11 protein-coding genes are annotated in these 13,395 nt (G+C 75.2%); 2 read left to right on the top strand and 9 right to left on the bottom strand.

What is annotated here, in order from left to right; all coding sequences use genetic code 11:
- Positions 1 to 17: 17 nt before the first annotated feature.
- From ACWDYF_RS17610 to ACWDYF_RS17640, 7 genes are all read right to left on the bottom strand, one after another.
- Positions 18 to 290, bottom strand: coding sequence for an MbtH family NRPS accessory protein (locus tag ACWDYF_RS17610; RefSeq protein WP_389468746.1), 273 nt, complete (start codon positions 288 to 290; stop codon positions 18 to 20).
- The gene (locus tag ACWDYF_RS17615; protein WP_389468749.1) at positions 287 to 4,405 is read right to left on the bottom strand and encodes an amino acid adenylation domain-containing protein; all 4,119 of its coding nucleotides are present in this window, start codon (positions 4,403 to 4,405) and stop codon (positions 287 to 289) included. The genes ACWDYF_RS17610 and ACWDYF_RS17615 overlap by 4 nt, the downstream gene beginning before the upstream one ends.
- 407 nt (positions 4,406 to 4,812) lie before the next feature.
- A complete protein-coding gene (locus ACWDYF_RS17620; protein ID WP_037889082.1) occupies positions 4,813 to 5,043 on the bottom strand; it encodes a phosphopantetheine-binding protein in 231 nt (76 codons plus the stop codon).
- On the bottom strand, positions 5,040 to 5,681 hold the full coding sequence (locus ACWDYF_RS17625) for an isochorismatase family protein (protein ID WP_018564620.1): 642 nt from the start codon (positions 5,679 to 5,681) through the stop codon (positions 5,040 to 5,042). Before ACWDYF_RS17625 ends, ACWDYF_RS17620 begins: the two co-directional genes overlap by 4 nt.
- Before the next feature lie 11 nt (positions 5,682 to 5,692).
- Entirely contained in the window at positions 5,693 to 7,378 is a 1,686-nt protein-coding gene (locus ACWDYF_RS17630) for a (2,3-dihydroxybenzoyl)adenylate synthase (RefSeq protein WP_389468754.1), read from the bottom strand.
- Positions 7,375 to 8,574, bottom strand: coding sequence for an isochorismate synthase DhbC (gene dhbC, locus ACWDYF_RS17635; protein WP_381739519.1), 1,200 nt, complete (start codon positions 8,572 to 8,574; stop codon positions 7,375 to 7,377). Before dhbC ends, ACWDYF_RS17630 begins: the two co-directional genes overlap by 4 nt.
- 420 nt (positions 8,575 to 8,994) lie before the next feature.
- Entirely contained in the window at positions 8,995 to 9,420 is a 426-nt protein-coding gene (locus tag ACWDYF_RS17640) for a DUF3291 domain-containing protein (protein WP_018564623.1), read from the bottom strand.
- Positions 9,421 to 9,508: 88 nt separating this feature from the next.
- Here ACWDYF_RS17640 and ACWDYF_RS17645 point away from each other — a divergent pair, with 88 nt between their 5' ends.
- Together ACWDYF_RS17645 and ACWDYF_RS17650 are read left to right on the top strand one after the other, a co-directional pair.
- Positions 9,509 to 10,216: a MerR family transcriptional regulator gene (locus tag ACWDYF_RS17645; protein WP_389468757.1), complete on the top strand. Its 708-nt coding sequence runs from the start codon at positions 9,509 to 9,511 to the stop codon at positions 10,214 to 10,216.
- A 168-nt stretch (positions 10,217 to 10,384) separates the two neighbouring features.
- Entirely contained in the window at positions 10,385 to 11,284 is a 900-nt protein-coding gene (locus ACWDYF_RS17650; protein ID WP_389468760.1) for an AfsR/SARP family transcriptional regulator, read from the top strand.
- Positions 11,285 to 11,359: 75 nt separating this feature from the next.
- On the opposite strand, the gene ACWDYF_RS17655 is transcribed toward ACWDYF_RS17650, so the two are convergent.
- Positions 11,360 to 12,649 (bottom strand): NAD(P)/FAD-dependent oxidoreductase, encoded by a 1,290-nt coding sequence (locus ACWDYF_RS17655; protein ID WP_381739515.1) that lies wholly within the window; start codon positions 12,647 to 12,649, stop codon positions 11,360 to 11,362.
- An 11-nt stretch (positions 12,650 to 12,660) separates the two neighbouring features.
- Positions 12,661 to 13,395: a 4'-phosphopantetheinyl transferase family protein gene (locus ACWDYF_RS17660; protein WP_389468765.1), complete on the bottom strand. Its 735-nt coding sequence runs from the start codon at positions 13,393 to 13,395 to the stop codon at positions 12,661 to 12,663.

Here is a 13,395-nt window from a genome sequence, read left to right on the forward strand (position 1 = left end):
GGGTGGATCGGGTCGGGTCAGGGCCGGGGGTCCCGGGTTCGGACCGGGTCCGGGGACGCGGGCGGGGGCGCGGGCCGGGGCGGGGGCGCGTCGAGCCGGTGCAGGCAGTCGGCGTACGGGGCCGGGCCGTACGCGGTGCTCCAGCCGGGCGGGACGGGCAGCCAGTGAGGCCACAGCGAGCGGTGGCCGGCCGGTCCGGCGAGGACCAGGTGGCCGGGCTCGCCCGGTGCGGCCGCGTCGGACGGGTCCAGCGGATCGAACGGGTCGAACGGGTCGAAGGGCGAGGTCATCCGTCCAGCTCCTTCAGCCGGGCCGCGAGCGTGGCGGCGATCTCGTCCAGCGGGCCGGGCCGGGTCATCTCCGGGTGCAGGCAGTCCAGCCGGTGCTCGTCGAGGGTGCCGGTGAGGTACGGCGCCCAGGCCCGCGGGGTGAGCCAGTGCTCGGCGCGCGGTGCGGCGGCCGTGAAGAACAGCAGGTCGCCGTCGAAGGCGCGGTGCCGCTGGGTGCGCATCAGGCGGGCGTTGTTGGTGACGATGCCGACGACGGCGTCCAGGACCCGTTCGGGCAGGGCCGCCAGCGCGCTGCCCTCGCGGCGCAGCACCGTCAGGACCTCCTGCCGGGTCAGCCCGGTGCCGCCCTCGTACCCGGCCATGCGCAGCAGGGCGTTGAGGGCGTCGGCCTCGGTCGGTCCGGCCAGGTCGCGCCACTGGTCGGAGGGGTAGGCGTCCAGCAGGGCGAGGAGTTCCACGCGTTCGCCCGCCTGCTGGAGACGGACGGCGACGGTGTGGGCGACGACGCCGCCCACGGACCAGCCGAGCAGCCGGTAGGGGCCGTGCGGCTGGACGGTGCGCAGCTGCTCGGCGTAGTCGGCGGCCATCTCGTCCATGGTGGCGGGCAGGTCCTCGCCCGGCCGCAGTCCGCGGGCCTGGAGGCCGTGCACGGGCTGGTCGGGGCCGAGCCGGGACAGCAGGCCCGAGTAGCACCAGCTGATGCCCCCGGCCGGGTGGAACACGAACAGGGGGGTGCGGCGGCCCGTGGCGCGCAGCGGCAGCAGCACGTCGAGCGCGGTGTCCTCGCCGTCGCCGTCGGTGAGCCGGTCGGCGAGGGCGGCGGGGGTGGGCGCCCGGAAGAGGGTGCCGAGCGGGGCGGTGGTGCCGAGCATGTCGCGGATGCGGGACATCAGGCGGGCGGCGAGCAGGGAGGTGCCGCCCAGGTCGAAGAAGGCGTCGTCGACGCCGACCCGGTCGACGCCGAGGACCTCGGCGAACAGGCGGGTCAGCAGTTCCTCGGTGGGGTTGCGCGGCGGGCGTCCGCCGGTGCCCGCCGCGGCGGCGGGAGCGGGCAGCGCGGTGCGGTCCAGCTTGCCGTTGGGGCTCAGCGGGAAGTCGTCGAGGACGACGAAGGCGGAGGGGACCATGTAGTCGGGCAGGGCGGCGGCGAGGCGGGCGCGCAGGGCGTCCGGGTCGGGGGCGTCGCCGGTGACGTAGGCGACGAGCCGCTGGTCGCCGGGGCGGTCCTCGCGCAGCAGGACGGTGGCGGCGGTGATGCCGTCGGCGGCGGTGAGGTGGGCCTCGATCTCGCCGGGTTCCAGGCGCTGGCCGCGCAGTTTGACCTGGTGGTCGGTGCGGCCGAGGTAGACGGCCTCGCCGTCGGGGGTCCAGCGGGCCAGGTCGCCGGTGCGGTACATGCGCGCCCCGGCGGGGCCGTACGGGTCGGCGACGAACCGGGTGGCGGTCAGAGCGGGGCGGCCGAGGTAGCCGTCGGCGAGCTGGGCGCCCGCGAGGTACAGCTCGCCCGCGACGCCGGGCGGGCAGGGCTTCAGGGCGGCGTCGAGGACGTACAGGCGGGTGTTCCAGACGGGGCGGCCGATGGGCACGGGGCCGGTGGCGCCGGGGACGCAGGTGTGGTGGCTGACGTCGACGGCGGCCTCGGTGGGGCCGTACAGGTTGTGCAGGGCCGCGGCGGGCAGCACGCGGTGGAAGTGGTGGGCGGTCTCGCGGGGCAGGGCCTCGCCGCTGGCGAAGACGTGCCGCAGTCCGGTGCAGCGGGCGGCGTCGGGTTCGGCGAGGAACACCTGGAGCATGGAGGGCACGAAGTGGCAGACGGTGACGCCCTGTTCGCGGATGACCCGGGCCAGGTAGGCGGGGTCCTTGTGGCCCTCCGGGTCGGCGAGGACGAGGGTGGCGCCCTCGCGAAACGCCCAGAAGAACTCCCATACGGACACGTCGAACCCGGAGGGTGTCTTCTGTAGGACGCGGTCGCCGGGCGCCAGCGGGTAGGTGTGCTGCATCCAGCGCAGGCGGTTGTCGATCGCGGAGTGCGGGACGACGACGCCCTTGGGCAGGCCGGTGGAGCCGGAGGTGTGGATGACGTAGGCGGGGTGCTGCGGGGTGAGGGCGCGCGGCGGGTCGACGGCCGGGAGGTGGCCGAGGCCGGTGCGGTCCAGCAGGACGCGGTGGTGGCCGGTGGCGGGCAGCCGGTCCGCGGTGGCGGTGTCGGTGACGACGCAGACCGGGTCGCCGTCGTCGAGCAGATGGCGGAGCCGGTCGGCCGGGTAGCCGGGGTCCAGCGGCAGATAGGCGGCGCCCGCCTTGAGAATGGCGAGCAGGGTGGTGATCAGCTCGGCGGAGCGGGGCAGGGCGACGCCGACGAGGGTGCCGGGTCCGGCTCCCCGGGTGATCAGGTGGTGGGCCAGCCGGTTGGCCCGGGTGGTGAGTTCGGCGTAGCTGAGGGTGCGGTCGCCGTGGACGAGGGCGGGCGCGTCGGGGGTGCGGCGGGCCTGGGCCTCGATGGGGCCGATGAGGGTGGTGGGCGGGAGGTCGCGGGCGGTGGCGTTGAACTCGGTTACCACCTGGTGGTGTTCGGCGTCGGTGGCGATGCCGAGCGCGGCGAGCGGGGTGGTGGGGCGGTGGCCGGTGAGCCGGGTGAGCAGGGCGAGGAACCGGTCCTGGTGGGCGATGAGTTCGGCCCGGGTGTAGAGGGCGGGGTTGGCATCGTGGTCGATGCGCAGGCCCCGGCCGTCGGCGCGGTCGTAGACGTTGACGGTGAGGTCGTCGACGGGTCCGGCGGAGAGGTTGTGCGGGACGGCGGTGGCCCCGGCGAAGGTGAGGTCGTAGTCGAAGGGCATGACGTTGACCAGCGGGCCGACGAGCGGGCGGCTCTCGCCGAGCAGGCCCAGGTCGCGGCGGATGTCCTCGAAGCGGTAGCGCTGGTGGCGGCGGGCGGCCCGGAGGCCGAGGACCACCTGGCGGGTCAGCTCGGCGAGAGTGTCGGCGGGCCGGACGGTGAGGCGCAGCGGCAGGACGTTCATCACCATGCCGGGCACCCGCAGGGCCACGGAGCCCATCCGGCCCATCAGGGGCAGGCCGAGGACGACGTCGTCGCGGCCGGTGGCCCGGGAGACGTACAGGGCCTGCGCGACGACGATCAACTCGGCCCAGGTCGCCTTGAGTTCGCCCGCCAGCTCGCGCAGGGAGGCGGTGGTCGCGTCCGGGACGCGGGCGGTGGCCCGCAGGAAGGTGTGGGAGGGCAGCGCGCTGCGGCCGGCCAGGGCGGGGGCCTCGGGCCGGTCGGCGAGGAGCTGGTTCCAGTGGGCGCGGTCGCGTTCGTACTGTTCGCCCGCGCGGTAGGCGAGGTCGTCGGCCACGAGGTCGCCGAGGCTGCCGAAGGGGCTCTCGGCCGGGGGCTGTCCGGCGGCCAGCGCGGTGTAGATCTCGGCGGTGCGGCGGGCGACCAGGGAGTAGCCGAAGCCGTCCAGGGCGAGGTGGTGGACGCGCTGGTGCCACAGCCAGCGGTGCTCGCCGAGCCGGAGCAGGGCGTGCCGGAACAGCGGTCCGGTGGTGAGGTCGAAGGGCCGGGCGAGGTCGTCGTCGGCCCAGGCGCGGGCGGCCGCGACCGGGTCCGGGGCGTCGCGCAGGTCGGCGGTGTGCAGCGGGAACCCGTCCCCGGGCGGCGGCACCGGGCAGCGGAACTGCCGTGGCCCGTCCGGCGTCCCGGCGACCCGCACACCCAGGGTCTCCGCCTCGCACGCGGTGCGGTACAGGGCCTCGGCGAACAGGTCGGGGCGGAGGTCGCCGTGGATCTCCAGATGTTCGGCGGTGTTCAGCGCGGGACTGTCCGGGTCCAGGGCCTGGGCGTACCACATGCCGCTCTGGGCGGCGGTGAGGGGGAGGCCGGGGGCGGCGGGGGCCGACGCGGGGGCGAGGCCGGACGCGGCCTCGGGGGCGCGCCCGGCCTCGGGGGCGGGCGTGGGCGCGGGACCGGCCGAGGGGGCGGCTGCGGAAGCGTTTTCGGGCGCGGGGGCACGCCCGGTCTTGGGCGCGGGCGCGGCTTCTGTGGCGGGCGCAGGACCGGCCTCCGGCGCGGAGCCGGCCGAGGGGGTGGGCGCAGGCGCACTTCCGGGCACGGGCCCGGCCTCGGGCGCAGCTACGAGGCCGGCCGCAGGGGCGGCCGCGGGCGCGCTTCCGGGCGCGGGCGCGGCTTCCGGAGCGGGCACAGGCCCGGCCTCCGAAGCAGGCCCGGCCCAGGGGGCGGGCCCAGGCGCGCCTTCGGGCGCAGTACCGGCCTCGGGCGCAGACGGGGGCCCGGCCGAAGGGACGGGAACGAGCCCGGCCTCGGGCGCGGACGCGGCCTCGGAGGCGGGCGCACGCCCGGACTCCGGGACCGGCCCGGCCGAAGAGGCGACCGCAGGCGCGGGCGCACGCCCGGCCTCGGGCGCGGGACCAGCCCCGGGGGCATGCCCGGCCCCGGCCTCGCGCGCGGGCGCGGGCCCGGCTGTGGGCTCGGGGGTGCGCCCCGCCTCGGGGGCGGTGGTCATTCGCGGGCTCCCAGGAGGGGGGCCCAGGCCTCGATGGCGGGGCGGGTGGCGAGGTCGACGAAGGAGATGTCGGCGGCGTGGTCGCGGCGCCAGCGTTCGACGAGGGTCATCAGCCGTACGGAGTCCAGGCCGTGGTCGGCCAGGTTCTCGTCGACGGGGATGTCCTCGGGGTCCTCCCCCAGGACGTCCGCGACGTCCTCGCGGATGCGTCGCACGGTCAGGGTCATGGCCGGTCCCCCAGGTCGAAGACGGTGTCGGCGGTGGTGACGCGGGCGCAGGCGCGGGCGGCCCAGCGCAGCGCGTCCAGGTGTTCGCGCGGGCCGAAGTCGGCGACCGCGTCGGCGACGACGAACGCCTGCACGTCGCGCATCCAGGCGTCGCAGGCCGTCATGTTGACGCCGAGGTGGGCGTAGACGCCGGTGATGACGAGCTGGTCGCGGCCCCGCTCGGTGAGGAGGGCGGCCAGGTCGGTGCGGACGAACGCGCTGTACTTCCACTTGGTGAGCACGGTGTCGCCGTCCCGCGGGGCGACCTCGGCGGCGATGGCCTCGGCGTGGGCGTCGTCGGGCAGCCCCGGTCCCCAGAAGTCCATCTGGAGACCGCGCAGTTCGGGGCTCTGGCCGCCGGTCTGCGCGGAGTAGACGACGGGGATGCCGAGGGCGCGGGCCCGGTCCGCCAGGCGGGCGGTGGCGGCGAGCAGGCCGGTGAGCGGCTGGGCGCCGGGGGTGAACGCGGACAGGAAGTGGTTCTGGAGGTCGTGCACGAGGAGCACGGCCCGGTCCGGGTCGACGGTCCAGTCCACCCGGTTGGCGGGCAGGTCGGGGCCGGACGGCAGGTCGTACGGCGCGATGGAGGGAAGTCCCATGGTGAGATCGCCTAGTCGTGGGGGCCGTGGGGGGCGCTGGCGGAGTCGGCGGCGGTCGTGCGCAGGTCCCTCTTGCTGACCTTGCCGACGCCGGTGTGCGGGAAGGCGTCGACGAACTCGACGCGGTCGGGCACCTTGTAGGCGGCCAGTCCCCGTTCGCGCACGAACCGCCGCAGGGCGGCGGCGCGCAGCTCGGCGCCGCGGCGCAGGATGACGTAGGCGCAGCTGCGTTCGCCGAGGTAGTCGTCGGGGACGGCGACGACGGAGACGTCGTGGACCGCCGGGTGGCCGAGGATGACGTTCTCGACCTCCTCGGCGGCGATCTTCTCGCCGCCGCGGTTGATCTGGTCCTTGCTGCGTCCTTCGACGACGAGGTGGCCGCTGCCGGTGAGCCGGACGAGGTCGCCGGTGCGGTAGAAGCCGTCCGCGGTGAAGGAGCGCGCGTTGTGCTCGGGGGCCCGCCAGTAGCCGCGGATGGTGTAGGGGCCGCGGGTGAGCAGGTGTCCGGTCCCGCCGGGTTCGACGTCGCGGTCGTCGTCGTCCACGACGCGGATCTCGTCGTCCGGGCAGATGGGCCGGCCCTGGGTGGTGACGACGGTCTCCTCGTCGTCGTCCAGCCGGGTGTAGTTGACCAGTCCTTCGGCCATGCCGAAGACCTGTTGCAGGGCGCAGCCGAGGGCGGGCCGGACGCGGCGGGCGGCGGCCTCGCTGAACTTGGCGCCGCCCACCAGCAGCACCCGAAGGCTGCTGAGGTCGTACGGGGTCGCGGCCGCCGCCTCGGTCCACACCAGGGCGAGCGGCGGGACGAGCCCGGTGTGGGTGACGCGTTCGCGTTCGATGAGCGGGAACGCGGTGTCCGGGTCGGGGCGCGGGCAGAGCACGACGCGGCCGCCCGCGGCCAGGGTGCCGAGCGAACCGGGCGAGCTGAGCGGGAAGTTGTGCGCGGCGGGCAGGGCGACGAGGTGGACGCTGTCCTCGTCGACGGCGCAGATCTCGTCGGAGGCGCGCACTGAGTACAGGTAGTCGTCGTGGGTGCGCGGGATGAGTTTGGGTACGCCGGTGCTGCCGCCGGACAGTTGGAGGAAGGCGAGGTCGCCGGGTGCGGGCTCGTCGTGCGGGACGGGTTCGCGGGGCACCCCGGCCAGCGGGGTGTGCTCTCCGGGGTCGCCGACGACGAACACATGCCGCAGGGCGGGGGCGTTGGCGCGGACCCGGGTGGCCAGGTCGCGGTAGTCGTAGCCCTCGTGGACGTCGGCGACGACGTAGGCGACGGCCTCGCTGAGCACGCAGAAGTGGGTGATCTCGGTGTCGCGGTGGGCGGGCAGCGCGAAGACGGGCAGGGCGCCGATCCGGAAGAGCGCGAAGAGCACCTCGAAGAACTCGGCGACGTTGGGCAGTTGGAGCACGACGCGGTCGCCGCGGCCGATCCCGGCGGCGAGCAGTCCGGCGGCCGTCCGGTCGGCGCGGCGGTCGAGTTCGGCGTAGGACCAGCGGCGTCCGGCGCCTGCCGGGTCGACGACGGCGGTGCGGTCGGGGTGGCGGACGGCGCGGGCGCGCAGCATCTGCCCGAAGGTCTCGCCGCGCCAGTAGCCGGCGGCGCGGTAGCGCTCGGCGTACGCGGCGGGCCAGGTGGGGGCGTCGGGCGCGGCGGGGGCCGGTGCGGTCTCCGGTGCGGTGTGCGGGGCCGGTGCGGTCACAGTGCTGCTCCCACGGCGTCCAGGAACGTACGGAACTTGGCGCCGGTCTCGGCGGTCTCGGCGGCGGGGTCGGAGTCGGCGACGACCCCCGCACCGGCGTACAGGCGCAGGTCCTGGCCGCGGGTCTCGGCGCAGCGGATGGTGACCACCCACTCGCCGTCGCCCGCGGCGTCGCCCCAGCCGACGATGCCGGTGTACAGGCCCCGGTCGAAGGGCTCCAGCTCGCCGATGACCCGGCGGGCATGGGCGGTGGGGGCGCCGCAGACGGCGGGGGTGGGGTGCACGGCGCAGGCCAGGTCCAGCGCGGTGGCGGCCGGGTCGGCGAGGGTGCCGGTGAGGGTGGTCGACAGGTGCCACATCGCGGCGGTCTTCACCAGGGTGGGCCGCCGCGGTACGTGCAGGGTGGCGCAGTACGGGGCGAGGGCGGCGCGCATGGCGTCCACGACGACGGCGTGCTCGTGCAGGTCCTTGGCGGACCGCAGCAGCGCGGCGGCGCGCTGCACGTCCTCGGCGAGGTCCTCGCTGCGCGGGGCGGAGCCGGCCAGCGGGTTGGCCACCAGGGCGGTGCCGCGCCGGGAGACGAGGAGTTCGGGGCTGGCGCCGAGCAGGGTGCCGCCGGTGGCGGTGGGCACGGCGAAGGTGTAGCCGTGGGGGTCGCGGCGGGCCAGGCGCTGGAGCATCGCGGGCAGGCCGGGCGTCCGGTCGGCGGTGAGGTCCAGGGCGCGGGCGAGGACGACCTTGCCGAACTCGCCGTCCCGCATGCGCCGTACGGCCGCGGCGACGGCCTCGGCGTACCGCTCGGGCGCGGGCACGGGCCGCAGGGTCCAGGCGACGGGTTCGGGCGGGGGCGCGGGCAGGGCGATCAGCGGGTCGGCGGCGAGGGCCGGGGCGCGGTGCAGCGCGGCGGGCACGACGAGTGCGGCGGGCGCGGTCCGGTCGAAGGGGATGGCGCCGATCACCACGGGGTCGGCCGCTCCCCGGTCGGCGGCGGTGCCGAGGGCCTCCCGCACGCGGTCGGTCAGCGGCCGCTCGTCGTGCGCGACCCGGGTGTGCGTGCCCTCGGCGAGGAGGGTGCGGGTCGGGGAGGCGAAGAAGCGGTGGGCGCCGGGCCGGTAGGCGTCGAGGAGAGCGGTCGCCACGCCGACGGCACCGGCTGCGGTCTCGCCCCTGGCGAGCGTCTCGTGGACCGTGGTCACGTTGGTTCTCCGGGTTCTCCGGTACCGGGGTACCGGGGGAAGAGGTGCGGCCGGTGCGGGGTGCGGACTGCGGGATGCGGGTGCGGGATGCGGGAGTGCGTACGGCGGCCGGGGGCGCGCGGGCGGGTCGACATGTCGACCCCGGGTGCCGGAGGCGGCGCCGGGCGCCGGGCTCGTCCGCCGGACGGCCCGGCGTGTGGCCCGGCGGGAAGCGTAATGAGAGTGCGGGCCCCGGGGCCCGCGGGCTGACGGCGCCTGACAGGCGGGGCGCGGGTCACGGCCCCGTTCGGCCAAGGAATGGCAAAGGGCTCAACCCGGGGTGACGATGCGCAGGTCCGGGCGGGCGGGGAACCCGGCCCGAGGGCGGGGGCGTCCTCGGGCCGGGGGCTCGGGGGACCGGAGACCCGGCGGGCCGGAGGCTCAGTGGGCCGTGCGACCGCCGGCCGCCGCGTCGGCGCGGGCCTTCTCGTCGATGCGGCGCTTGGCGTCCTTCCAGTCGATCGGGAGGCCGGTGACGGGCACCTCCCAGAAGATGAACGTCGAGCGGCGCATGGTGGAGCGCACATTGCCCATGACGCCCTTGTGCGGTTCGGTCCTGGCGTACGTGTACAGCGCCTCGCGGCTCTCCCACGCGCTCAGGGTGAAGAAGGTCCTCTTGAACGGCTGGGCCTCCAGGGACGCCCCGAGCGCTCCGGGCGCCTTGCGCACCTGACCCCAGGCGGCGAGGGACTTCCAGAAGAAGCGGGGGACGTCCTTCAGGGACCGCACCTCGAAGCGGGAGGCCATGACGAAGGCGGTGGTGTCGGGCCGGGCCGGGTTCGGCGTGACCCAGGGAAGAGTGGGCACGGTAGTCTCGCCTCCACGGTTGGTGAGTGACACTATCCATCTTAGACAGTGGCACTACCCAATTGCCAGTGGGAGAGCGGAGAAGCTGATGCGGATCTCGGAACTCAGTCGTCGCAGCGGGGTGCCCAACGCCACGATCAAGTACTACCTGCGCGAGGGCCTGCTGCCGCCGGGCCGGGCGACCGCCGCGACCCAGGCCGAGTACGACGCCACCCACTTGAGGCGGCTGCGCCTGGTCAGGGCGCTGATCGGGGTGCGCGGACTGTCCGTCGCCGCCGCCCGGCAGGTGCTGGACACCGTCTCCGAGCACCAGAGCGATGTGCACGAGGTGCTCGGTCTGGCCGTCGGCATAGACCCCTCCGGCAGCGGCGCGCCGGGCGGCGGCGCCGAGGAGGGCCCGGCCGCCGAGGACTGCCACGAGGCGGCCGCCCTGCTCGACGCGCTGGGCTGGTGCGTCTCCGCGTACAACCCGGCCTGGCGCGTCATCGACCAGACGCTGAGCACCCTGCGCTCGCTGGGCATGGAGTACGACTGGCGGCATCTGCTCCCCTACGCCGAGCTGGCCGCCCGCAGCGCCCGCCTCGACCTGGACGAACTCCAGGAGTTCGAGGACCCGTTGGAGAAGGCGGAGCGCGCGGTGCTGCTGACGTTCCTGCTGGAGCCCGCCCTGATGGCGCTGCGCCGCCTCGCGCAGGAGGCCGAGTCGGAGCTGCGGCACGGCGAGGGCGCGGCCGCCGAGGACGCCCTGTGCTCCGGGCCCGTCGAAAGCGCCGCGGCGGCGGACGGGCGTGAGTGAGGGCTACTCATGTCCGCCCCGTGCGCACGCCCGCCCCGGCACACCGCGCCCCGTCCCCCGCGCCGCCGCGGCGCCGGAAGGTGAGTGGCCGCGACTCAGGCCCGCGCAATGCCCCGCGTGTTCTTCTCGTGTGCGGAATTCAGTACATCGCGCACGGGAGGCAGGAGAATGCAGTTCCGGATTCTGGGGCCGCCCGATCTCCACGACGAGAACGGCGACCGGAGCGTGCCCCTGAACGCCCCGAAGACTCGGCTGCTGATCGGCGCTCTGCTCGCCCAGCCGAATTTCCCCGTCCCCCGTTCCCTGCTGATCAGGGAACTCTGGGGTGCCACTCCCCCGCGCCAGGCCGCCCATACCCTCAACGCCCATGTCTCCACGCTCAGGAAATCGCTGCTGCGACTGGAACCGGAAGGCGCCGAAGGGCAGCGGCTGAGCGCCCGCGAGGCGGGCTACGCACTGCGCGCCGCCCCCGCCGAGACCGACGCGGGACGCTTCCGCGCGGCCGTGGCGGCGGCCCGCCGCACCGCCGAGCGCGACCCCGGGACCACCTGCACGGGGCTGCGCGCGGCCCTCGCGCTGTGGCGCGGCGACGTGCTGGGCGGCGGCACCCGCGGCCCGGTCTGCACCCCGCTGGCGGCCCGCCTGGAACGCGAGCGCCAGGAGGCCCTGGAGATCTACTTCGACTGCGCGCTGCGCACCGGGCGCCATCAGCAGGTGGTGCCCGAGCTGGAGGCGGCCGTCGCCGCCCACCCGCTGCGCGAACGCTTCCACGACCAGCTCATGCTGGCCCTGTGCCGGTGCGGGCGCGGTCCGGAGGCGATCGGTGTCTACCGGCGCGCCCGGCGCCGGCTGGCCGTCGTCGACGGCGCCGCCACGCCGCTGCTGACGGCCCGCCTGGAGCAGATCAGCGTCTGCTCCCCCGTCCTGACCGACCCGGGCGCCGCCGCGCCGGAGAGGGCCGCCCCGCGCCCCGGCACGGGCGCCGCCCAGGAGCCCGAGGAGCCCTCGGCGCTCTCGGTGGCGGGCTATCTGACCCAGTTGCTCAGCGGCCGGGTCCTCGCCTCCTGACCCCGCCGCGCACCTCGCCCGCACGAAGCGCGCCCCCCGCCACAGGCGGAGGGCGCGCTTTGCGTCACGGAACGCTCAGAGTTCGGAGATGAGCTGGCGCGCCGCCTCCATTCCGGAGGAATATCCGGCCTCGTGCGAACCGATCTGGTCCACGCCGTGCCGCTTGGCGTGGAAGTACGAGCCGCACAGCTTCACACGGCTTCCCACATTCACGTCGTAGATGCTCTTCTGCATGTCACGGACGTGAATGTCGATGATCGGGTGGGTGTACGGGAATTCGGCGATGACCGTCTCCGGGTCGACGTCACGCGGATAGTCGAGCGTGACGAAGTAGTCCTTCTCGGAGGTGAATCCGTGGAGCTTGTTCATGTAATAGGCGACATAGGTGCGGGCCTCGCCGTCCACGTCGACCTTGCCGTAGTTCCACGCCTCCCAGCGCTCCCGGTCGGCCGGCATCACGGACGGGTCGGTGTGCAGCACGACCGAGGAGCCGTTGTAGCGGACCTTGGAGAGCACCTCGCGCTGGTGGTCATTGGCGTTGTCCAGCAGGGCCAGCGCCTCGTCGGCGTGGGCGCCGACCACCACGTAGTCGTAGCGCTCGCTGCCGCGCGCGGTGGTCACCGTGACCCCGTCGTCCTCCTGGTGGATCGCGGTGACCGGGTCGCCGCTGCGGATCTCGGGGCCGATGGCGGCCAGCGCCTTGCGGACGTAGGAGATGGAGCCGCCGCCGACGGTGCGCCAGTCCACCTGGCGGCCGCCCAGGCCGCCCTCGTCGTGGCCCATGAAGAAGGCGATGGCGGTGCTGGCCGGCATCTCCCAGATCAGCTCGGCCGGGATGGACCAGACGGCGGAGCAGAGCAGGATGACGTAGGAGTTGCGGAACGCCTGGCTGTAGCCGCCTCGGTCCAGGTACTCGCCGAGCGGGATGTCGGCCTTCTTGCGGACGAAGTCCTTGCGGCCCTCGGTGTGGAAGCGGCGGGCCTCGCGCCAGATGGTCAGGAACTCCTCCGTGTAGCGCTCGGCCACCTCCTCCTCGGTCAGGGCGAGTTCGGCGGTGCCGTACTCCAGGCCCGAGTCCAGGTCGAAGAAGTTGAAGGCGCCCTGGTGCTCGACCGCCTCGACGCCCAGCTCGTCGAAGAACTCGCACAGGTTGGTGTACGCGGGCCGGTTGAAGACGACGAAGGCCGTGTCGATGCCGAGCGTGCGGCCGTCGTCCTCCACCTCCACCGTGTTGGCGTGGCCGCCGAGGCGGTCCTCCCGCTCGTAGATCGTGATCTGGGCGCGCTCGCGCAGGTGGTAGGCGGCGGAGATGCCGGAGACTCCCGCACCGACGATGGCGACACGCGGGGTGGTGGGTTGCGTCATGGTGATGTCCTTCATGCGGTGGTCAGGGCGGTCAGCGAGAGGTCGGACAGGTCGGTGCGGCGCAGGGCCCCGGGCCGGCCGTGCTCGGTGGCGACGGCGACGACGTGCCGGGGCCCGGCGTGGATCAGGTCGAACCACCAGCGGGCGTCCGCGCCGGGCTGCCGCGGGTCGCGTACGGAGACGCGGTCCCCCGGCCCGCGGACGACGGTGAAGCTCGCCAGGTCCCGGGTGAGCCCGGTGCCCAGCGCCTTCAGATACGCCTCCTTGAGCACCCACAGCTCGCTCGCCAGGGCGGCGCGCGCGCCGGGCGCGGCCCCGGCGAGCCGGGCCCGCTCCTCGGGACCGAGCCGCCGGGCCAGGTGGCAGGTCAGCTCCGGGGAGGCGGTGACCGGGGCGACGTCCACACCGCAGCCGCGTCCCCGGGTGACGACGCAGGCGATGAGTCCGTCGTGGTGCGAGAGGTTGAACCGGACGCCGTCCGCCGCCGGTTCGGGCTCGGGCCGCCCGTGGGCGCCGTGCGTGAAGCGCCAGCGGTCCACGGGCCGGCCGGTGCGGGCGGTGAGCGCGTAGCGGCACAGCAGCCGCCCGCCGAGGTAGCGGCGGCGCGCACCCTCGGTGCGCCGCCGGTCCAGCGCGGCCCGCTCCTCGGCGGTCAGCAGGCCGGGACCGCCGAGCGCGGCGGCGAAGGAGGCCACGGCCGGTTCGGGCAGCAGCCACAGGAACGCCCGGTCGTCACTGCGGATCAC

The sequence above is a fragment of the Streptomyces sp. NPDC003284 genome, assembly GCF_053589675.1.

What these genes read in the sequence shown, in the direction of transcription:
- ACWDYF_RS17610 (WP_389468746.1), bottom strand. Translation starts at nt 290, where the DNA reads ATGACCTCGCCCTTCGACCCGTTCGACCCGTTCGATCCGCTGGACCCG.
- ACWDYF_RS17620 (WP_037889082.1), bottom strand. Translation starts at nt 5,043, where the DNA reads ATGACCCTGACCGTGCGACGCATCCGCGAGGACGTCGCGGACGTCCTG.
- ACWDYF_RS17625 (WP_018564620.1), bottom strand. Translation starts at nt 5,681, where the DNA reads ATGGGACTTCCCTCCATCGCGCCGTACGACCTGCCGTCCGGCCCCGAC.
- ACWDYF_RS17645 (WP_389468757.1), top strand. Translation starts at nt 9,509, where the DNA reads ATGCGGATCTCGGAACTCAGTCGTCGCAGCGGGGTGCCCAACGCCACG.
- ACWDYF_RS17650 (WP_389468760.1), top strand. Translation starts at nt 10,385, where the DNA reads ATGCAGTTCCGGATTCTGGGGCCGCCCGATCTCCACGACGAGAACGGC.
- ACWDYF_RS17655 (WP_381739515.1), bottom strand. Translation starts at nt 12,649, where the DNA reads ATGACGCAACCCACCACCCCGCGTGTCGCCATCGTCGGTGCGGGAGTC.